Origin of the sequence: Achromobacter sp. HZ34, from assembly GCF_002209485.1 — a bacterium.
Lineage (GTDB): Bacteria > Pseudomonadota > Gammaproteobacteria > Burkholderiales > Burkholderiaceae_B > Bordetella_C.
In genome coordinates this window covers 182,838-202,708 of the sequence record NZ_NJIX01000001.1, presented here as the reverse complement: position 1 = coordinate 202,708, position 19,871 = coordinate 182,838, and the positions used below count along the sequence as shown (strand labels likewise).

The following is a 19,871-nucleotide window of genomic DNA, read 5'->3' as shown; positions in this document are numbered from 1 at the left end:
ATCCTGCCCTATTTTTTCTCAACGTCGCGCAAACGGCGACGTAATTGTCCCAGCTGTTGTATCACGGCGGCGTTGCGTTGCCAGTCTCCGTGTTCCGCGTACGGATACACGCCAGTGTACCGGCCCGGTCGGGAGATATTCGACGTGATGGCGGTGCCGCCCGAGATATGGACGTCATCGGCCAAGGTCAGATGCCCCGACAGCATCGAGGCACCGCCGATCGTGCATCGTTCCCCGATCGTGGTCGAACCGGCGATACCGACGCAGGCCGCCACCGCGGTGTAGGCGCCGATACGCACGTTGTGCGCGACCATGATCTGGTTGTCCAGCTTGACGCCGTGGGCGATGACCGTGTCTTCCAACGCGCCACGGTCAATCGTCGTATTCGCGCCGATTTCCACGTCGTCACCCACGCTGACGCCGCCGAACTGGGGGATCTTGCCCCAGGCTCCGCGACTGCCTTGCGCCGGATCGGGCGCGAAACCGAAGCCATCCGCGCCCAGCACACAGCCCGAATGGAGGATGGCGCGGGCGCCCACGGTTACGCCCGCATACAAGGTAACCCGGGCATGCAACAGACTGTCCGGCCCAATGGCCGAGCCGGCGCCGATGACGCAGGCTGGGCCCAGAATGCTGTTGGCGCCGATACGCGCGCCCGCTTCCACCACGCAATGCGGGCCGATGCGGACGTTGGCGCCGATCACCGCGTCAGCCGCCACGACGGCGCTGGGGTGTATCGATGCGATGGCCGCGGGACGGCGCGCACGCTCGAACCACTGCGCCACCCGCGCATAAAGCAAATAAGGATTTTTGCAGACCACCCGGGCGAAAGTCGCCGGGGCAACCCCGTCGCCCGCGGCATCCGCCGCCGCCAGGGCCTGCTCCACGTCCGGAGTGACGATCACCGCACCCGCCTGGGTGCTTGGCAATTGGCTCTGGTACCGGGGATTCGCGAGGAAGCTGATTTCCGTCGCACCGGCGCTGGACAAGGTGCCCAGCCCCTGGATGCGAGGAAGTGTCCTGCCGGCAGCGGCGCTGAGCCGCCATTCAAGACCCGTGGTGTCGGTGGCGCCTAACAGCTCGTCGAGCGACGGTGCATGGTCGAGATCCAGCAGGATGGGCATACGTGAAGCTTACTTGCCCAATGCCTGAATCACGCGGTCGGTGATGTCGACGCGCGGGTTGACGGTCACCGCGTCCTGCACGATCAGGTCGTAGTTTTCCGTTTCGGCAATGCGCTTGATCGCGGCGTTGGCCTTCTCCACGATGGCGGAGAATTCCTCGTTGCGGCGACGGTTGAAGTCTTCCTGGAACTCGCGGCGACGGCGCTGCAGATCGGCATCGCTGTTGCTCAGGTCGCGCTGGCGCTTGACGCGATCGCCTTCGGACAGGACGGGCGCGTCCTTGTCGTACTTTTCGGCCTGGGCGCGCAGCGTTGAGGTAGCGCGCTGGAGGTCGTCGTCACGGCGCTTGAATTCAGCTTCGATCTTGGCTTGGGCAGCCTTGGCCGGACCCGATTCACGCAGGATGCGTTCGGTATTGACGAAGCCGATTTTGGTACTTTGCGCCGCGGCGGGAGCCGCATAAGCACCGCCCGCCAGCAGCGCGCCCGCCACCACCAGCGTGCCCATCAGGTTGACGGATGCCGCGCGGGAGATACGGGACAGTTTGCGTGCGAAATCAGACATCATGAAAATCTCACCTTCGATAGGTAAAGCAAAACGGTATTGTGCCACTAAACCAGAGTCGTAACAGGCGGCCGGAAACATCCGGCCACCATTAGCCGTAACTGGCTAGCTTTTAGAAACCAGTACCGATCTGGAACTGGAAGCTCTGCGAATCGTCACCCGGCTTCTGGTTGAGCGGGCGAGCGTAAGACAACTGCAGCGGGCCGAGCGGCGACTGCCACGACAGGCCGACACCAGCGGAGAAACGCCAGCCGCAAGGATCGGTCACAGGATCGCTGGCCTTGCCGGTGGTGCAAGTCATGCCGGAACCCGGCTTGACCTGGCCCGCATCGGTGAAGATGAACCAGCGCAGCGTGCGATCCTTGTTGGCGCCCGGGAAAGGCAGGTACAGCTGGGCGTTGGCCACGATGCGGCGCGCACCACCAAGGTAGTCACCCGTGAGCGAGTCACGCGGCCCCAAGGACGAACCTTCGTAACCGCGCACCGTGCCGATACCGCCCGCGTACACGTTCTTGATGACCGGGAAGTCCTTGCTGCCGTACGAATTGCCCCAGTCCACCTGGCCATTCAGCGCCAGGGTGTAGTTGCGGCTGAGCGGCAGGAAGACCTGTTGTTGGCCCGACAGCATGGTGTACTTCAGGTCCATCGTCGAACCTTGCGCCTGCAGCTTGCTGAAGTAACCCTTGTTCGGCGCCAGGGCGCTGTCGCGGGTGTCCTTCTGCCAGCCAGTCGACAGGATGAAGGCGTCGGTCTTGTCGCCGTATTGGTCGACAAAGTTGCGGTAGGCAGCGGGCGAATCGTCGTACAGGTAGATCTGGTTGCGTTCGAACGTACCGCCCAGCGTGATGCGGTCGTATTCCGAAATGGGAATACCGAAGTTCATGCCCAGGCCGTACGACTTCACGCGGTATTCGCCGTCGTTGTCCAGGAAAGGCTTGGTCTGGCGGTAGTACAGCGACGTAGTGCGGCTGATGCCGTCCTTGGTCCAGTACGGATCGGTGTGCGACAGCACGGCGGCACGGTTGGTGGCGCTGGTATTCAACTGCAGCGTCAGGTTGGTACCGCTGCCGAACACGTTGTCTTCGCTGATACCGGCGGACAGGATGGCGCGGTCGGTCGAGCCGTAACCCACACCCAGGTTGATCATGCCGGTGGGCTTTTCCTTCACGTCGACGTTGACGTCGACCTGGTCGGGCGAACCCGGGACCGGATCGGTCTTGACGTTGACGTCGTTGAAGTAGCCCAGGCGGTCGATCCGGTCACGCGACATCTTGATGTCGCCGGCGTCATACCACGCGGCTTCCTGCTGGCGCATTTCACGGCGCACCACTTCGTCGCGGGTGCGGGTGTTGCCGCCGATCTGGATGCGGCGCACGTACACACGGCGGCTGGGGTCGACGTAGAACGTCAGGTCGGCCTCGTGCTTGGCACGGTCCATCTGCGGGTTGGGGTTGACGTTGGCGAAGGCATAACCCAACTCACCCAGGTAGTCCGTGATGGCCTTGTTGGTGTCGTTGACTTCGGCGGCGGAGAACGTGTCACCGGCCTTGACCTTGACCAGCTTGTTGATTTCGGTGTCCAGGCCCAGCAGGTTGCCGGCCAGCTTGACGCTGCGCACCTTGTAGGGCTGGCCTTCATGCACCGTGAAAGTGATGAAGATGTCCTTGCGGTCCGGCGAAATCGTCACCTGGGGCGGTTCGGCGGTGTATTCGAGGAAACCGCGGTCCAGATAGAAGGAGCGGATGCTTTCGACATCGCCTTCCAGCTTCTCGCGCGAGTACTTGTCGGTATCGGTGTACCAGGTAAGCCAGCCCGGCGTGGTCAGCTTGATCTGGTCCAGCAGCTCGCTTTCGGAGAAGGCCTTGTTGCCGACGAAGTGGATCTCGCGGATGCGCGCCACTTCACCTTCGAAGATATCGAAGCTGATACCGACCCGGTTACGCGGCAGCGGCGTGACGGTCGAGGTCACTTCGACGCCGTACTTGCCCTTGGTCATGTACTGCTGCTTGAGTTCGAACTCGGCGCGCTCCAGCATGGAGCGGTCGAAGATCCGGCCTTCGGCAAAACCCACCTGCTGCAGGGAGGTCGTGATCGCCTTGGAGTCGAACTCGCGCATGCCGTTGAAGCTGATGGATGCGATGGTTGCGCGTTCCTGCACGTTCACGACGACGACATCGCGATCGGTATTGACGCTGACATCGCTGAAGAAGCCGCTGCCGTACAGGCGGCGCACTGCCTCGGTGGCGTCGTCCTCGGTGAATTTCTGCCCGACTTTCACGGGCAGATAACCGAAGACCGTACCGGCGTCGATCCGTTGGATGCCTTCAACGCGAATGTCCCGCACGACGAAGGGTTCGAAGGCGTGAGCCAGCGCTGGCAACAGCAGCATGGCAAGAAGGCTCGCCCACAATCCCTTCTTGTTTTGAAACAGCCTGCGGAAAAGCATCCTGGATAGTCCTTGGTCGTACGAATGGCGGAGGATTTTAAGGCACAAAGCGTATGTGTGGCACGCGGCTATGTGAAAAGCCGCGCAAAATCATTGAAAAGCGCAAGCCCCATCAAACCTGCCAGCAACCCCAGCCCCGCGCGCTGCCCGATATCCAGCCAACGCGATGGCGGCGGGCTGCCGCGCAAAATTTCGATGAGATAGTACAGCAGGTGCCCCCCGTCCAGCATGGGAATCGGCAGCAGATTGAGTACCCCCAGGCTGATACTGATCAGGGCCAGGTAGGAAATATAGGCAGCCAGGCCCAGCCGGGCGGTCTGGCCGGCGTAGTCGGCGATGGTGACCGGGCCGCTGATATTGCGCCAGGACACGGCGCCGGTGACCATGCGGCCCATCATGCGCAGGGAAAACCAGGCGGTGTCGGCGGTACGGGTGACGCCCTGCCACAGGCTTTCGCCCAGGCCGTAGCGCACCGTGACCATGGGGATGTCGGCGCCCAGTTGCACGCCGATGCGGCCGATGACGCGGCCGCTGGCATCGTGATCGGCCTGCGGCACCGCCGACAGCGTCAGCTCGGCGCCATCGCGCCGCACCTGCAGGGGCAGCGCCTTGTCGGCGTATTGCTGGACGATCTCCACCACGCGACCGGCATCGGGGGTGCTCTGCCCTCCCACGCCGACGATGACGTCACCATTGCGCAGGCCGGCGCGCTCGCCGGCGCCACCAGGCACCACGCCGCGCACCACCGGCTTGGGTTCGAGCAGGCGCAGGCCGCTGGCGGCCAGGGGATCGCCTTGCGAGGGGTCCATGCGGCTGCCATCCAGCGTCAGCGAACGGCGTTGCGTGCCGCCGGTTGCCGCCGTCACCTCGATTTCGACCTTGCCGCCTTCGCTGACCCGGTCCATCAGGGCCCAGCGCGCATCATTCCAGGAAGCCACGGCCTTGTCGTCGATGGCGATGATGCGATCGCCCGACTGGAAGCCGGCCGTCGCCGCGGGCGTGCCGGCGGCCGGTTGGCCCAATAGCGGCGCGGGTTCCTGCACGCCAGCCAGGTTCAGGCCGGCGTACAGCAGTACGGCCAGGATCAGATTGAAAACGGGACCGGCGGCGACGATGAGAATGCGGTTGCGCACCGGCTGGACATTGAAGGCACGGGCCGCCTGCTCGGGCGTGGCGCCCGGCGCGGGATCGTCCTGCATCTTGACGTAGCCGCCCAGCGGGATGGCCGAGATGGCCCATTCCGTGCCGTGCCGGTCGGTGCGGCGCAACAGGACCTTGCCGAAACCGATGGAAAACCGGTGCACGATGACACCGCAGGCACGCGCCGCCCAGTAATGGCCCAACTCGTGGAATGTAATGAGGATGCCGAGCGCAACGGCAAAGGCGAGCAGGGTCAAGAGCATTTCAAGTATTCCGGGGAAGGGAATGCTGGCCGGCGTGCAGTCGGGCACCGCCAGCCAGGGACTGAGCGGAGACCGGGGCTGCAGAGGCTGCAGGGGCTGCCGGGGTCAGCGCTGCCCGGCTTATCCATTCGGCCGTGAGGGCGCGGGCTTCCGCATCCAGGGCAAGGACATCTTCCAGGCCGCCCAGCGTAACAGATGGCTGGCCGGCCTGCCACTGCAAGGCCTGGGCGATGGCCGGCGCGATGCGGGTATAGGCCAGCTTGCCGGCCAGGAAAGCCGCCACGGCAATCTCGTTGGCGGCATTCAGCGCGATGCAGGCGCCCTGCCCCGCGCGCAAGGCGTCGAAACAGACCCCCAGGCAGGGGAAACGGCGCAGGTCGGGCGCTTCGAAATCGAGCCGCCCCCAGCGCACCAGGTCCAGCATCCCCACCCCGCTTTCAACGCGGTCGGGAAACCCCAGCCCATAGGCGATGGGTGTACGCATGTCCGGCTGGCCCAACTGCGCCAGCACCGAGCCGTCGTGGTACTCGACCATCGAGTGCACCACGCTTTGCGGATGGATCAGCACTTCGATGCGGTCCGCCGGCATGGCGAACAGCCAGTGCGCCTCGATCACTTCCAGGCCCTTGTTGACCATGGTGGCGGAGTCGACGGAAATCTTGCGGCCCATGCTCCAGTTCGGATGCGCACAGGCCTGGTCGGGAGTTACTTCATGCAGGGTGTCGGGATCGCGGCCGCGGAACGGCCCGCCGGAGGCCGTGATGAGCAGGCGGCGCACCCCGGCGGCCGGCTCGGTGGGCGCGCTGGCGCGGGCACCGTGCGGCATACACTGGAAGATGGCATTGTGTTCGCTGTCGATAGGCAGCAGTTCGGCGCCGTTGTCGCGCACCGCGGCCATGAACAGGGAGCCGGCGGCAACCAGGGCTTCCTTGTTGGCCAGCAGGATACGCTTGCCCGCCCGCGCTGCCGCCAAGGACGACGGCAAGCCGGCGGCGCCGACGATGGCCGCCACCACGGTATCGCAAGCCGGGTCGGCGGCGGTGTCGGCCAGGGCCTGGACGCCGACGCGGATCTCCGGCCGGGCACCGGCGCCCCGCCACGCTTGCCGGAAGCGGGCCGCGGCGGCATCGTCCGGCACCACGACCACGGCGGCGCCGGTCGCGGCGGCCTGCTCGGCCAGCTTGTCCATGCGGCTGAACGCCGACAAGGCATAGACGCCCAAGCGCTCAGGATGACGCGCGATGACGTCCAGCGTGCTATCCCCGACGGAGCCCGTCGAGCCCAGTACGGCGATGCGTTGAAATGCCCTCAAGACCAGACTCCGATAAGAATGAATGCCAGCGGCGCGACCGGCAGGACGGCATCGATCCGATCGTATACGCCGCCGTGGCCTGGCAGCAAGGCGCTTGAATCCTTGCGGCCGGCGCGGCGCTTGAGCAGGGATTCGAACAGGTCGCCGATGATGGACAGCGCGGCCAATACGGCGGCCAGCGGCAAGGCGCCGCCCCACCCCCAGCGCGCCACCAGGGCCGCGCCGAAGCTGGGTGCCCACAGGCTGCTGACCGCGATCCAGACGAGCACGGCCAGGACGCCACCCAGGGCGCCCTCGATGGTCTTGCCCGGGCTGACACGGGGCGCCAGCTTGCGGCGGCCGAAGGCGCGGCCGGTGAAATAGGCGGCGATATCCGCCACCCACACCACCGCCAGCAGTGACAGCACGAACCACGGCCCGCGCTGTACGAAAAGAATGGCCAGCACCGCCCAGGCCGCCAGCAGCGCCGGCACGGCGAACAGGCTCAGGCCGATGCTGCCCGGGGCGGCGTCGGCGCGGCCCCGCACCACGGTCGGGATGGCGACGACGATCCACAGGATGACGGCCAGGGGGACCACGAAACGGAACATGACGCCCAGGGAGCGCAAGCTGGGCTCGGCCGTGGGCGTCTGCAACCACAGGAAAGCGAGGGCCAGGCTGATGAGCGCCAGCAGCACGCCGCCAAGGACGGCGCCGTAGTTCGCGTCACGGGCACCAGCGCCACCGGCACCCTCCGCGCCGGCGCGCCTGGCCGTGCCCGGCAAGGTCAAACGTAGCCACTCCCAGCCGGCGCAACCGGTGGCCAGGGCCAGCAAAGCCAGGAAAGGCCAAGGCGTGGCAAGGCTCATGGCCAAGCCCAGCACGATCAATAAGACGATGGCGGTGGCGATACGCTGACCTAGCATGCGGGGGAAATCTCCTGGTGATCGCGGACCGCCGACAGAGGCGTCAGCGCTTGTCCAACTGCGCGCTGGTGCGACCGAAGCGGCGCTCGCGGGTGCGATACCACTCGAAGGCCGCTTCAAGTTCGGCCGCGCCGAAATCCGGCCAGTAACGGTCGGTGAAGTAAAGTTCCGTATACGCCAATTGCCAGATCAGGTAATTGGATATGCGCTGCTCGCCGCCGGTGCGGATGAACAGGTCGGGCTCGGGCGCCCAGGCCATGGAAAGGTAGCGCGACAGCGTGGCTTCGTCTATGCCCTCGGGCTGCTGCGCCAACTGGGGGTTGTCCAGCAGCATGCGCCGGGTCGCCTGCAAGACGTCCCAACGGCCGCCGTAATTGGCGCAGATCGACAGATGCAGGCGGTCATGGTGGGCGGTACGCGCCTGCGCCTGCTCGATCAGATCACGCAAGCGCGGCTCGAACGGAGTGAGGTCGCCCACCACGCGCAGGCGCACGCCCTGCCCATCAAGCTTGTCGACCTCACGCTCCAGCGCCTGCACGAACAGGCGCATGAGCAGCGATACTTCTTCCGCCGGCCGGCGCCAGTTCTCGGAACTGAACGCGAACAACGTCAGGTAACGCACGCCCAGCCGCCCGCAGCCTTCGACAACGCGGCGCACCGCCTGCACGCCCTTGGCGTGGCCGGCCGTGCGCGGCAAATGCCGCCGCGTGGCCCAACGGCCGTTGCCATCCATGATGATGGCAACGTGATTGGGGACCGCCGAGATCTCGGGCACGGCCTGGGTGGAGCTGAGTAAACCCATGATAGGCACGCCGTCGTCAGACGGTCATGATCTCCGCTTCTTTCTGCGTGACCATCTTGTCGATGTCGGCGACGCAACGGTCCGTCAGCTTCTGCACGTCGTCCTGGGCGCGGCGCTCGTCATCTTCCGAAATCGTCTTGTCCTTGACGAGTTTCTTCAGCGAGTCGTTGGCCTCGCGGCGCAGGTTGCGCACCGCGATCTTGGCGTCCTCGCCTTCGTTACGCACGACCTTGGTCAGGTCGCGGCGACGTTCCTCGGTCAGGGCGGGCATCGGCACGCGGATGGTTTCACCCATCGACACCGGGTTCAAACCCAGGTCCGACTCACGGATGGCCTTTTCGATCGGGCCGGCCATCTGCTTCTCGTAGGGCTGCACGCTGAGGGTGCGGGCGTCCACCAGGTTGACGTTGGCGACCTGGCCGACGGGCACGGGCGAGCCGTAGTACTCGACCTGCACGTGATCCAGGATGCCGGTGTGGGCGCGCCCGGTGCGAATCTTGGACAAATTCACCTTGAGCGTCTCGATGGACTTGCTCATGCGGGATTCAGCCGATTTTTTGGTGTCTGCGACGCTCATGGCGACTCCTTATATTCAAACGTGGACCAGCGTGCCTTCGTCTTCGCCGCTAACGGCGCGCTTCAAGGCTCCCGATTTGTTGATGGAAAAGACCTTGATGGGCAACTTCTGATCGCGGCACAAGGCGAAGGCGGTGGCGTCCATGACCTCCAGACGGCGCACGATGGCCTCATCGAAACTGATGCGGGCATAGCGCGTCGCTTCGGGATCCTTGTTGGGATCCGCGCTGTAGATGCCGTCGACCTTGGTGGCCTTGAGCACGATCTCCGCGCCAATCTCGGCGCCGCGCAGGGCAGCGGCCGTATCGGTCGTGAAGAAGGGATTACCGGTGCCCGCCGCGAAAATGACGACCTTGCCCTCTTCGAGGTAGCGCAGCGCCTTGGGACGGATGTAGGGTTCGACGACCTGCTCGATGTTCAGGGCCGATTGCACGCGCGTGTCTACGCTGCGATGCTTGAGCGCATCCTGCAGGGCCAGCGCGTTCATGATGGTGGCCATCATGCCCATATAGTCGGCGGTGGCCCGGTCCATGCCCTGGGCACCCGGCGCCACGCCGCGAAAAATATTGCCGCCGCCGATGACGATGGCGAGTTCGATGCCCATGGCAACGATCTCGGCGATTTCCTCGGTCATGCGCGCGATGGTCGCGCGATTGATCCCGAAGGCATCTTCGCCCATCAGGGCCTCGCCGGAAAGCTTGAGAAGAACCCGTTTGTACGATCTGGTTGCCATAGGCGATATCCCTTTGAGGTTCGATCCGACGAAAGTGTAAGACAAGAAACAGGCCGGCCTAGACTATGCCTAGTGCCGGCCTGCTGGTAAAGATACGCGAAAAGCCGGACTAAGTGCCTATCAGGCCGTGCCAGCCGCCGCCGCGGCCACTTCGGCTGCGAAGTCGAGAACCTTCTTCTCGATGCCTTCGCCGACGATGAACAGGGCGAACTGGGAGATCTTGGCGTTCTCGGCCTTCAGCATCTGCTCGATGGTCTGCTTGTCGTTCTTGACGAAGGGCTGCGACACCAGCGCGACTTCCTTCAGGAACTTCTGCACCGAACCTTCGACCATCTTGGCGACGATTTCAGCCGGCTTGCCCGATTCGGCAGCCTTCTGCTCGGCAACCGAGCGCTCGGCGGCGATATCAGCAGCCGGGACGCCTTCGGCGTTCAGGGCCTTGGGCTTGGTAGCGGCGATGTGCATGGCCAGGTCCTTGCCCACGCTGTCGGCGCCGGCGAACTCGACCAACACACCGATACGGCCGCCATGCACATAGCTGGCCAGCTTGTCGGTGGTTTCGATGCGCTTGAAGCGGCGCACCGAGATGTTTTCGCCGATCTTGCCGACCAGGCCGGCGCGCGTCGATTCGACGGTACCGTCAGCGAAAGGCAGCTCGCCCAAGGCAGCCACGTCAGCCGGGTTCTTCACGGCGACCAGTTCGGCCAGCTTGTTGACGAAATCGACGAAGTCGGCATTCTTGCCCACGAAGTCGGTTTCGCAGTTGACTTCAATGACGGCGCCTTGCTTGGCATCGGCCGAGATGAACAGACCGATCAGGCCTTCGGCGGTGACGCGGGCGGCAGCCTTGCTCGCCTTGTTACCCAGCTTGACGCGCAGGATTTCCTCGGCGCGGGCCAGGTCGCCCTCGGCTTCGGTCAGCGCCTTCTTGCATTCCATCATGGGCGCGTCAGTCTTCTCGCGCAGTTCCTTGACCATCGAAGCGGTAATTTCAGCCATTGCTTGCTCCATTCTTTCTAAAACACGCCCCGGCGGGCCGGGGCATGTGGGTTTGCTGCTGGAAGCGTGGCCGGGCTCACACCCGGCACCACGGCGGCGCGGCGCACTGGCGCCACGCCGTCTTGGACGAAGGACGGCTTAGGCCTGACCTTCCTGCACTTCCACGAACTCTTCCTGACCTTCTTCGCCAGCGCCTTCGACCAGACCGTTGATGTTCTGTTCGCGGCCTTCCAGCACGGCGTCGGCGATGCCCTTGGCGTACAGCGCGATGGCCTTGGCGGAGTCGTCGTTACCGGGGATGACGTAGTCGATACCGTCGGGCGAGTGGTTGGTATCGACCACGGCCACGACCGGGATGCCCAGCGTGCGCGCTTCGGCGATGGCAATCTTGTGGTAGCCGACGTCGATGACGAACATGGCATCGGGCAGGCCGTTCATGTCCTTGATACCGCCGATCGACTTGTTCAGCTTGTCCAGTTCACGCTGGAACAGCAGGCCTTCCTTCTTGATCATACGCTCGGCGCCACCTTCGGCCACGACCGTTTCCATGTCCTTCAGGCGCTTGACCGAGGTCTTGACCGTCTTGAAGTTGGTCAGCATGCCGCCGAGCCAGCGGGCGTCGACGTAGGGCATGCCGGCGCGGGCAGCTTCGGCCGCGACGATTTCACGGGCGGCGCGCTTGGTGCCGACGAACAGGATGTTGCCGCCGCGAGCAGCCAGCTGCTTCACGAACTTGGTGGCTTCCTGGTACTTACCAACCGTCTGTTCGAGGTTGATGATGTGAATCTTGTTACGCTGACCGAAGATGTACTGCGACATCTTGGGGTTCCAGTAACGGGTTTGGTGACCAAAGTGGACACCGGCTTCCAGCATTTCACGCATGAGGGACATAATGTTCTCTCCGAGGGTTGGGTCTTGCACTGCGCCTGTATCGAAAAGCGGGCGGCCCTGGGGTCTGGTCTTGCCAGCACACACCGGAACCTGCCTCGCCTGCGACACCCTGGGTGGCAACAGCACGCGATTTGGATGAGCAGCGGTCTTCGGGTTTAATGCCCCTTCTCGGGTTTAAAGCCCTTCCAATGCCGCTCGACTGCTTCACTACTTTGACGCTCTTACCCTTGGTTTTTCGGGTAAGCCTATAATTCTACTATTTTTCGCCGACCGAACTCAAGCTGATACATGGGCATAGTCACCGACCCCACCGATTTGGACAAAATGCGCCTGGCCTGCCAGGGCGCCGCACGCGTACTCGATTATCTGACCCCACTCGTCAAACCGGGCGTCACCACGGGCGAACTCGACCGCCTGGCCCTCGATTACGTCACCAACACGCTGCAGGCCAAATCGGCCACGGTGGGCTACGCCCCGCCCGGCTACCCGCCCTTCCCCGGCGCCATCTGTACCTCGGTCAACCATCAGGTCTGCCATGGCATTCCTGGCGACAAGGTCCTGAAAAACGGGGACGTCGTCAATATCGACGTCACCATCATCAAGGACGGCTGGTACGGTGACACCAGCCGCATGTATTACGTGGGCGAGCCGTCTGTGCTGGCGCGCCGCCTGACCGAAACCACCTATGAATGCATGTGGCTGGGCATCCAGCAGGTGCGCGGTGGCGCCACCCTGGGCGACATCGGCAATGCCATCCAGAAGTATGCCGAAGGCAAGGGTTATTCGGTGGTGCGCGAATTCTGTGGCCACGGTGTCGGCCGGCGCTTCCATGAAGATCCCCAGGTGCTGCACTATGGCAAGCCGGGCACCGGCGTGAAATTGGTGCCGGGCATGATTTTCACCATCGAGCCGATGATCAACGCCGGCCGCCGTGAAATCCGCCAGCTGTCCGACGGCTGGACCGTGGTGACGCGCGACCACAGCCTGTCGGCTCAGTGGGAACACACCGTGCTGGTGACCGAAACCGGCTACGAGGTACTGACCGTGTCGCCGGAAATGCCGGCGCCGCCGTCGTTCATTACCGAAACGGTACCTGCGCCGCAGCCCTGATACACCGACTCACCGATATACCATGACCGCCACGGACATCCCGATGCTACGCGAGCGCCTGCGCGAAAGCCGTCAGAAAGCCATCGAGGCCTTCCGCGAGCACGAGCGGCCCGATACGCTGCTGCATGAATTGCGCCGCATCACGGACAACGTTTTGCGGGACCTGGTCAAGCAATGCCCCCTGCCCGCCGGCGCCACGCTGGCGGCGGTGGGCGGCTATGGCCGTGGTGAGCTATATCCCTATTCCGACGTCGACCTGCTGATCCTGCTGCCGCACCCGCCCGCCGCGGCCGACGAAGAGGCCATCGGCCAGTTGGTGGCGGCGCTGTGGGACCTGGGCATGGAACCGGGCCATAGCGTGCGCACCATCGAGGACTGCGAACGCGAGGCACAAGCCGACATCACGGTGGAAACCGCGCTGCTGGAATCGCGCTGGCTGGCGGGCAGCCGTCCGCTGATGAAGCGTTTCGACGCCGCCATGCACGCGCGCCTGGACCCGGCCGTGTTCTTCCGCGCCAAGCGCATCGAGATGCAGCAGCGCCATGCGCGCTACCAGGACACGCCCTACGCGCTGGAACCCAACTGCAAGGAGTCGCCCGGCGGCTTGCGCGACCTGCAGGTGATCCTGTGGATGGCGCGCGCGGCCGGCTTCGGCGAAAGCTGGCGCGAGGTGGCCAAGGCCGGCCTGCTCACCGAGTCCGAAGCGCGCGACCTGCGCAAGGCCGAACAGGCATTCAAGCGCCTGCGCATCGAATTGCACCTACTGGCCAAGCGCCGCGAGGACCGCGTGCTGTTCGACCTGCAGCCGGCGCTGTCCGAGGTCTATGGCATCAAGGCCAACGCGACACGACGCGCCAGCGAATTGTTGATGCAGCGCTATTACTGGGCCGCGCGCCTGGTGACCCAGCTCAATACCATCCTGGTGCAGAACATCGAGGAAAGGCTGTTCCCCCGCCCCGCCGAGGACGCGCAGCCCATCGATGACGATTTCCGCAGCCTGCACGGCCGCCTGGACATCATTCTGGACGACGCTTTCGAGCGCAATCCCACCCTGCTGCTGCGGGCTTTCCTGACGATGCAGCAGCATCAGCAGCTCAAGGGCATGTCGGCACGCACCCTGCGCGCCATCTGGCATGCGCGTGACCGCATCGATGCGCAGTTCCGCCGCAATCCGGTCAACCGCAAGCTGTTCCTGCAGATCCTGCAGCAGCCCGCGGGCATCGTGCACGAACTGCGCCGCATGACGATGCTGAATATCCTGCCGCGCTATCTGCCGGTGTTCCGGCGCATCGTCGGCCAGATGCAGCACGACCTGTTCCACGTCTATACCGTGGACCAGCATACCTTGCAGGTGATCCGCAATCTGCGCCGCTTCACCATGCCCGAGCACGCGCAGGAATATCCGCTCGCCACCCAGCTGATTGCCGAACTGGACAATAATTGGCTGCTGTATGTAGCCGCCCTGTTCCATGACATCGCCAAAGGCCGCGGCGGCGACCATTCCGAACTGGGTGCGCGTGAGGTGCGTCGCTTCGCCCACGATCACGGCCTGGCGCCGGCCGATGCCGAGCTGGTCGAGTTCCTGGTGCGCCAGCATCTGCTGATGTCCACGGTGGCGCAGAAACGCGACCTGTCCGATCCCGACGTGGTGCGCGATTTCGCCGCCGCGGTGGGCGACGAGCGCCACCTGACAGCCCTGTACCTGCTGACCGTGGCCGATATCCGCGGCACCAGCCCCAAGGTGTGGAACGCCTGGAAGGGCAAGCTGCTGGAAGACCTCTATCGGCTGACGCTGCGCGCACTGGGCGGCGGCCAGGCCGACGCCCATACCGTGCTGAACGACCGCAAGGCCGAAGCCGCGCGCCTGACACGCCTGGCCGGGCTGCGCGACGACGCCCGCGAAGCGTTCTGGAAGCAACTGGACGTGGCCTACTTCCTGCGCCACGACGCGTCCGACATCGCCTGGCACACGCGCCATCTTTATCATCGCCCCGCGCCCGCGGACGCCGTGGTCAAGGCGCGCCCCACCGAACAGGGCGAAGGCCTGCAGGTCATGGTCTACACGCGCGACGTGCCTGAACTGTTCATGGTGATCTGCGGTTTCTTCGACGCCCGGTCGCTCAGCATCCAGGACGCGCGCATCCATACCACCCGGCATGGCTACGCACTGGACAGCTTCATCGTGCTGCTGCCGGACGGCCAGCAGGACTTGCGCGCCCAGGCCACCCTGGTCGAGCACGAGTTGGCCGAGCGCCTGCGCGATGCCCGCGCGGCTGCCCAGGCGCCGCTTACGCAGGGCGCGGTGTATGGCCGTGCGCGCCTGTCGCGCATGTCGCGCATGTTCCCGGTGCCCCCGCAGGTCGAACTGCAACCGGACGAGCGCAGCAAGTCGTGGCGCCTGCAGGTGACCGCCACCGACCGGTCCGGCCTGTTGCACGCGCTGGCACGCGTGTTCGCGCGCCACGCCGTCAATCTGCAGATGGCCAAGGTGATGACGCTGGGCGACCGCGTGGAGGACGTTTTCATCCTGGAGGGCACGGCACTGGAACGGCCGCGCACGCAAATGCAGTTTGAAAAGGACGTGCAGGAAGCACTGGCGGGTGAGAACACGCAAAAGGCGGCCGCCTGAATTGCACGGTTGCCGCAGGGGGTTGCGACAAATGGACGCAAAATAGCCCGCGCCGCCGCCCCCTTCTGCCCATCCATGGATAGCCTGGCCCGCATACAATCCGGGGTTTCCAAGAAGAGAGCCTGCCGGCCATGCTGACGAACGAATATGTGCTGGTTTTCAGCCGCAGTTTCCTGTTCGCGCTGGCGACCCTGCTGCCCTTCCTGAATCCGCCGTCCATCGCCCCCATCTTCTGGACCCTGACCGAAGGTGCGTCCAGCGCCACCCGCCTGGCGCTGGCCAAGCGCGTGGCCGTCAACGTGGCCCTGATGCTGATCGTGGCCATGGTGGCCGGCAACGTGCTGCTGTCCTTCTTCGGTCTGTCACTGGCCATCGTGCGGGTGGGCGGCGGCATGCTGGTGATCGCCAGCGCGTGGCGCCTGGTCAACTCCGCCGACGGCGGCAACGAACGCGCCGCCCGCATGGCCGAATCCTTCACGCCGGAAATGGCCAAGGCGCGCGCCTTCTATCCGCTCACCTTTCCCATCAGCTGCGGCCCGGGCTCGATCGCCGCCGCCATCACGGTGGGCGCCCAGTTGCGTGACCAGAACCATTTGGCCAGCCTGGTGCGCCTGGCCGGCTCGCTACCCGGCGTCTTGCTGGTATCGTTCATTCTTTATATTTGCCTGCGCTTCGCGGCGCAATTTCTCTACCGGCTGGGCGAGAGTGGCACCTCCGTGTTCATGCGCCTGTCTGCTTTCATCATGCTGTGCCTGGGCGTGCAAATCGTCTGGGACGGCGTCCATGAGCTGTTGCTCGGCGTGCTTCTGGAACTCCGGACGCACTAAGGCGCTCTCATGGCATTGCCCTCCAGGCGCCACCCCACGTAGGAACCCCATGTTCGCTTCCAATCGACGTTTGTTGATCCTGATTGCCCTGTTGTCCTTCGCCGCTGTCGGCGTGGCGCTGATTTCGCAATACGTGTTCGATATGCAGCCCTGCGCCTACTGCGTGCTGCAGCGCCTGATCTATCTGGCGGTGGGTGTGGTCTGCCTGCTCACGGCCCTGGGGAGCGGCGTGCTGCGCCGCCTGGGAGCCCTGCTGGGCCTGGCGCTGGCCGCCTGCGGCGTGTGGGCCGCGTATTACCAATACACCGTGGCGTCCAAGCTGCTGTCCTGCGCCCAGACTTTCGCTGATCGCTTCATTGCCAGCCTGGGGCTGGACACCCTGCTGCCGCAAGTCTTCGGCGCCTACGCCACCTGCGCGGAAGCCGTGGTCAAGGTGCTGGGCGTGGAATACGCCCTGTGGAGCCTGGCCTTGTTCGTCGTGCTGGCACTGCTGTCACTGGCGGCACTGTTCAAGCGGGCATGATCGGAAAAGAAATGGGACGCCCATCTTCAAGATGGGCGTCCCATTTTGCTTTCTGCTTTGCCTGACCGATTACGCGTCGTTCGCGGCGTAGCCCATGTTGAACTGCAGGCCGCCGCTCTCCGGGTCGGAATTCTCGCTGCGGCTTTGGCCCAGGCGTTCCAGGTATTCGGGCGTGATGTCGCCGGTAACGTAGTCGCCGTCGAAGCAGGATGCTTCGAAGCGGGCCATCGCCGGGTTCAGGTCGCGCACCGCCTGCTGCATATCCTTCAGGTCCTGGTAGACCAGCGCGTCGGCGCCGATGGTACGGGCGATTTCTTCATCGCTGCGGCCGGTGGCGATAAGTTCCTTTTGGGTCGGCATGTCGATGCCGTACACATTGGGATAGCGCACCGGAGGCGCCGCCGACGCGAAATACACCTTGTTGGCGCCCGCCGCGCGCGCCATGTCGACGATTTCCCGGCTGGTGGTGCCACGCACGATGGAGTCGTCCACCAGCAGCACGTTCTTGCCCTTGAATTCCATGCCGATGGCATTGAGCTTCTGGCGCACCGATTTCTTGCGCACGGCCTGGCCCGGCATGATGAAGGTACGGCCGACGTAGCGGTTCTTGATCAGGCCTTCGCGATAGTCCAGGTTCAGGCGGGCCGCCAGCTGCATGGCCGCCGGACGCGAGGAATCGGGAATCGGCATCACCACGTCGATGTCGCCCAGGCGCAGGCTGCGGGCGACGTGGTCGGCCAGGTATTCGCCCATGCGCAGGCGCGCGTCGTAGACCGACACGCCATCCATCAGCGAATCGGGACGGGCGAAGTACACGTATTCGAAAATGCAGGGCACCAATTGCGCGTTCTCGGCGCACTGGCGGCTGACCATGCGGCCGTCCAGGTCGATGAAAACCGCTTCGCCCGGCGCGATGTCGCGCACGAAGCTGAAGCCGCTGCCTTCCAGCGCCACCGATTCCGACGCCAGCATCCATTCGACGCCCTCGTCGGTTTCAGTGCGGCCCAGGCACAGCGGACGGATACCGTTGGGATCGCGGAAGCCCAGCAGGCCGTAGCCGGCAATCTGCGCGATCACCGCATAGGCGCCCTTGACGCGGCGGTGAACGGAGCCGACGGCACGGAAGATGGCGTCGTCATCCAGCGAAACGCCATTGGCGGCCGATTGCAGCTCGTGCGCCAGCACGTTCAGCAGCACTTCCGAGTCGGAATTGGTGTTGATGTGGCGACGGTCCACGCGGAACAGCGACTCGCGCAGCTCACGCCAGTTGGTCAGGTTGCCGTTGTGGGTCATCATGATGCCGAACGGCGCATTGACGTAGAAGGGCTGCGCCTCTTCCTCGGAATCGCTCGATCCGGCGGTGGGATAACGCACCTGGCCGACGCCGCTGGTACCCGGCAGCGAACGCATGTTGCGGGTGCGGAACACGTCCCGCACCAGGCCATGCGCCTTGTACATATTGAACTGGTTGCCCTGCGCGGTGGCGATCCCCGCCGCATCCTGACCCCGATGCTGCAACAGCAGCAAGCTGTCATAGAGCAACTGGTTGACGGGGCCGCGCCCCATGACACCTACGATTCCACACATGGCAATTTCCTGTTGATCCGAATGCGTTCAGGGATGCGTTGCCTCGAACGCATTCAATAAGGCAGCAATGACGCCAACGACGGCGGCAGCCAGCTCTTGGTATGTATGACGGCTTCTGTGGCCGCATGAGAAAACATCGCGTCGCGCCACCACGGTTCCTGCGGCAGCGGCGTATAGCCAGCGACGGCGACCAGCACCAGCACGATCAGCAGACCCCGCAGCAAGCCGAACAAGGCACCCAGGCCGTGGTCCGCCGGCGTCAGGCCGGTGGTGCGTATCAGCGCCGCCAGCGTCATATTGACCAATCCCACCAGCAGCAGCACCACGATGAACACCGCCGCATACGCCACGCCCATGCGCAGCATGGTGGTCTCGATCATGCTGGCCAGCCAGCCGTAAACCGTCGGCCCCCACCAGATCGCCGCCACGAAGGCCAGGCCGTACGCCAGCAGCGACAGCACCTCCTTCAACAGGCCGCGCACCAGCCCCAGCAGCGCCGAAACGCCCAGGATCGCCAGCAAGACGAAATCGAAGCCGGTCACTGCGCAGCGATGAAGCCGTTGTCATAACCCAGCGTACGCAACCTGGCCTGGGCAGCCTGGGCCGCCTCGCGCGACGGGAACGGGCCCACGCGCAAGCGGTACTGCTGTTTGCCTCCGGCCGTGAATTCCTGCAGGAACGCATTGGTCACACCCGCCGCATGCAGTTTGTCGCGGCGCGCCTGGGCGTCCGCCTGCGACGTGTAAGCCGCCACCTGCAGTACGAAATTGCCCTTGGCATCGGCAGCCGGCTTGGCCGGCGCCTTGGGCGGGACGGAACGGCCCTCCAGCAAAGCCATGGCACGCGCGCCGTCATCGGTACGCTGCACGTCCGGCTTGGCGGCCGGCTTGGTTTCGGGTTTGTTTTCCGGCTTGGATTCCGGGCGGCTTTCCGGACGCGTCGGCTCCGGCCGGGTTTCAGGCCGACTCGCGGGCTGGCGCGCCGGGGTCCCCGGCGTGGGCTCGGTGACCGGAGGCGCCGCGGCGATCTGGCCGCCATTGCCCTGGGCCGCGCCGCTACCCGCCACATTGCCCGCGGGGTTCCCACCCGCTGCACCCGTGCCATTCCCGGGCACGGGCGGTTGCGCCACGTTGCCACCCTGGCCGGCGTCGGCCGACTGCGGCGGGGCCGCCTGCGGATCGGACACGGACGGCTGGTAGGATGAGCCCCGATCCGGGATGCGAATGGGAATGTCGTCGCTGACGCGGGCAGGCTCTGAATCGAGCACCATGGGAAGAATGATCACCGCCGCGAGTACCAGCGCCACGGCGCCGGCCAACCGGCGACGCGCCCGCGCGCGTAATTGCGCGGCTTGCGCTTCGCTGGATACGGATGGACGTGGCTTGCCCGCGGAAGCGTCGGGGGCGGGGTCTTTCCGTGTAAACAAACCCATGAAGAGCT

At 64.8% G+C, this 19,871-nt stretch carries 18 protein-coding genes; 4 read left to right on the top strand and 14 right to left on the bottom strand.

The annotated features are described in order from the left end of the window. Nucleotides 1-8: 8 nt before the first annotated feature. From lpxD to rpsB, 11 genes are all read right to left on the bottom strand, one after another. Nucleotides 9-1,124, bottom strand: coding sequence for a UDP-3-O-(3-hydroxymyristoyl)glucosamine N-acyltransferase (gene lpxD, locus CEY05_RS00825; RefSeq protein WP_088595506.1), 1,116 nt, complete (start codon nt 1,122-1,124; stop codon nt 9-11). A gap of 9 nt (nt 1,125-1,133) precedes the next feature. Next, entirely contained in the window at nt 1,134-1,691 is a 558-nt protein-coding gene (locus CEY05_RS00820; protein WP_088595505.1) for an OmpH family outer membrane protein, read from the bottom strand. 109 nt (nt 1,692-1,800) lie between these two features. Continuing rightward, nucleotides 1,801-4,134, bottom strand: coding sequence for an outer membrane protein assembly factor BamA (gene bamA / locus CEY05_RS00815; protein WP_088595504.1), 2,334 nt, complete (start codon nt 4,132-4,134; stop codon nt 1,801-1,803). A gap of 68 nt (nt 4,135-4,202) precedes the next feature. Next, nucleotides 4,203-5,537, bottom strand: coding sequence for an RIP metalloprotease RseP (gene rseP, locus CEY05_RS00810; protein ID WP_088595503.1), 1,335 nt, complete (start codon nt 5,535-5,537; stop codon nt 4,203-4,205). Between the two features lies 1 nt (nt 5,538). Further along, the gene (locus CEY05_RS00805) at nt 5,539-6,849 is read right to left on the bottom strand and encodes a 1-deoxy-D-xylulose-5-phosphate reductoisomerase (RefSeq protein WP_088595502.1); all 1,311 of its coding nucleotides are present in this window, start codon (nt 6,847-6,849) and stop codon (nt 5,539-5,541) included. Continuing rightward, nucleotides 6,846-7,754 carry a phosphatidate cytidylyltransferase gene (locus CEY05_RS00800; RefSeq protein WP_088595501.1) on the bottom strand — a complete coding sequence of 303 codons (909 nt, stop codon included), beginning with the start codon at nt 7,752-7,754 and terminating at the stop codon, nt 6,846-6,848. The genes CEY05_RS00805 and CEY05_RS00800 overlap by 4 nt, the downstream gene beginning before the upstream one ends. 43 nt (nt 7,755-7,797) lie before the next feature. Beyond that, nucleotides 7,798-8,556 (bottom strand): polyprenyl diphosphate synthase, encoded by a 759-nt coding sequence (gene uppS, locus CEY05_RS00795; RefSeq protein ID WP_088595500.1) that lies wholly within the window; start codon nt 8,554-8,556, stop codon nt 7,798-7,800. Between the two features lie 16 nt (nt 8,557-8,572). After that, nucleotides 8,573-9,133 (bottom strand): ribosome recycling factor, encoded by a 561-nt coding sequence (gene frr, locus CEY05_RS00790; protein WP_088595499.1) that lies wholly within the window; start codon nt 9,131-9,133, stop codon nt 8,573-8,575. Between the two features lie 15 nt (nt 9,134-9,148). Next, complete coding sequence (gene pyrH / locus CEY05_RS00785) at nt 9,149-9,865, bottom strand: UMP kinase (protein ID WP_088595498.1); 717 nt, start codon at nt 9,863-9,865, stop codon at nt 9,149-9,151. Nucleotides 9,866-9,985: 120 nt separating this feature from the next. After that, the gene (gene tsf, locus CEY05_RS00780) at nt 9,986-10,864 is read right to left on the bottom strand and encodes a translation elongation factor Ts (RefSeq protein WP_088595497.1); all 879 of its coding nucleotides are present in this window, start codon (nt 10,862-10,864) and stop codon (nt 9,986-9,988) included. Nucleotides 10,865-11,002: 138 nt separating this feature from the next. Continuing rightward, a complete protein-coding gene (gene rpsB, locus CEY05_RS00775; protein ID WP_088595496.1) occupies nt 11,003-11,755 on the bottom strand; it encodes a 30S ribosomal protein S2 in 753 nt (250 codons plus the stop codon). A gap of 288 nt (nt 11,756-12,043) precedes the next feature. Here rpsB and map point away from each other — a divergent pair, with 288 nt between their 5' ends. The 4 genes from map (at nt 12,044) to CEY05_RS00755 (ending at nt 16,844) form a co-directional block, all read left to right on the top strand. After that, complete coding sequence (gene map / locus CEY05_RS00770) at nt 12,044-12,865, top strand: type I methionyl aminopeptidase (RefSeq protein WP_088595495.1); 822 nt, start codon at nt 12,044-12,046, stop codon at nt 12,863-12,865. 22 nt (nt 12,866-12,887) lie between these two features. Beyond that, nucleotides 12,888-15,494, top strand: a complete 2,607-nt coding sequence (locus CEY05_RS00765; RefSeq protein WP_088595494.1) for a [protein-PII] uridylyltransferase — start codon at nt 12,888-12,890, stop codon at nt 15,492-15,494. 131 nt (nt 15,495-15,625) lie between these two features. After that, on the top strand, nt 15,626-16,321 hold the full coding sequence (locus tag CEY05_RS00760) for a MarC family protein (RefSeq protein WP_088595493.1): 696 nt from the start codon (nt 15,626-15,628) through the stop codon (nt 16,319-16,321). A 49-nt stretch (nt 16,322-16,370) separates the two neighbouring features. Further along, nucleotides 16,371-16,844 carry a disulfide bond formation protein B gene (locus CEY05_RS00755; RefSeq protein WP_088595492.1) on the top strand — a complete coding sequence of 158 codons (474 nt, stop codon included), beginning with the start codon at nt 16,371-16,373 and terminating at the stop codon, nt 16,842-16,844. 69 nt (nt 16,845-16,913) lie between these two features. On the opposite strand, the gene purF is transcribed toward CEY05_RS00755, so the two are convergent. The 3 genes from purF to CEY05_RS00740 are packed head-to-tail and all read right to left on the bottom strand — an operon-like array spanning nt 16,914 to nt 19,863. After that, nucleotides 16,914-18,431 carry an amidophosphoribosyltransferase gene (gene purF, locus CEY05_RS00750; RefSeq protein WP_088595491.1) on the bottom strand — a complete coding sequence of 506 codons (1,518 nt, stop codon included), beginning with the start codon at nt 18,429-18,431 and terminating at the stop codon, nt 16,914-16,916. Nucleotides 18,432-18,484: 53 nt separating this feature from the next. Continuing rightward, the gene (locus CEY05_RS00745) at nt 18,485-18,973 is read right to left on the bottom strand and encodes a CvpA family protein (RefSeq protein ID WP_088595490.1); all 489 of its coding nucleotides are present in this window, start codon (nt 18,971-18,973) and stop codon (nt 18,485-18,487) included. After that, nucleotides 18,970-19,863, bottom strand: a complete 894-nt coding sequence (locus CEY05_RS00740) for an SPOR domain-containing protein (RefSeq protein ID WP_088595489.1) — start codon at nt 19,861-19,863, stop codon at nt 18,970-18,972. Before CEY05_RS00740 ends, CEY05_RS00745 begins: the two co-directional genes overlap by 4 nt. Nucleotides 19,864-19,871 lie beyond the last annotated feature (8 nt).

Excerpts from the sequence above, each read along its gene's own strand:
- frr (WP_088595499.1), bottom strand. The coding sequence starts at position 9,133 with ATGAGCGTCGCAGACACCAAAAAATCGGCTGAATCCCGCATGAGCAAG.
- map (WP_088595495.1), top strand. The coding sequence starts at position 12,044 with ATGGGCATAGTCACCGACCCCACCGATTTGGACAAAATGCGCCTGGCC.
- CEY05_RS00765 (WP_088595494.1), top strand. The coding sequence starts at position 12,888 with ATGACCGCCACGGACATCCCGATGCTACGCGAGCGCCTGCGCGAAAGC.
- tsf (WP_088595497.1), bottom strand. The coding sequence starts at position 10,864 with ATGGCTGAAATTACCGCTTCGATGGTCAAGGAACTGCGCGAGAAGACT.
- uppS (WP_088595500.1), bottom strand. The coding sequence starts at position 8,556 with ATGGGTTTACTCAGCTCCACCCAGGCCGTGCCCGAGATCTCGGCGGTC.
- CEY05_RS00740 (WP_088595489.1), bottom strand. The coding sequence starts at position 19,863 with ATGGGTTTGTTTACACGGAAAGACCCCGCCCCCGACGCTTCCGCGGGC.
- bamA (WP_088595504.1), bottom strand. The coding sequence starts at position 4,134 with ATGCTTTTCCGCAGGCTGTTTCAAAACAAGAAGGGATTGTGGGCGAGC.
- CEY05_RS00760 (WP_088595493.1), top strand. The coding sequence starts at position 15,626 with ATGCTGACGAACGAATATGTGCTGGTTTTCAGCCGCAGTTTCCTGTTC.
- rseP (WP_088595503.1), bottom strand. The coding sequence starts at position 5,537 with ATGCTCTTGACCCTGCTCGCCTTTGCCGTTGCGCTCGGCATCCTCATT.
- purF (WP_088595491.1), bottom strand. The coding sequence starts at position 18,431 with ATGTGTGGAATCGTAGGTGTCATGGGGCGCGGCCCCGTCAACCAGTTG.
- CEY05_RS00820 (WP_088595505.1), bottom strand. The coding sequence starts at position 1,691 with ATGATGTCTGATTTCGCACGCAAACTGTCCCGTATCTCCCGCGCGGCA.
- CEY05_RS00755 (WP_088595492.1), top strand. The coding sequence starts at position 16,371 with ATGTTCGCTTCCAATCGACGTTTGTTGATCCTGATTGCCCTGTTGTCC.
- CEY05_RS00800 (WP_088595501.1), bottom strand. The coding sequence starts at position 7,754 with ATGCTAGGTCAGCGTATCGCCACCGCCATCGTCTTATTGATCGTGCTG.
- pyrH (WP_088595498.1), bottom strand. The coding sequence starts at position 9,865 with ATGGCAACCAGATCGTACAAACGGGTTCTTCTCAAGCTTTCCGGCGAG.
- lpxD (WP_088595506.1), bottom strand. The coding sequence starts at position 1,124 with ATGCCCATCCTGCTGGATCTCGACCATGCACCGTCGCTCGACGAGCTG.
- rpsB (WP_088595496.1), bottom strand. The coding sequence starts at position 11,755 with ATGTCCCTCATGCGTGAAATGCTGGAAGCCGGTGTCCACTTTGGTCAC.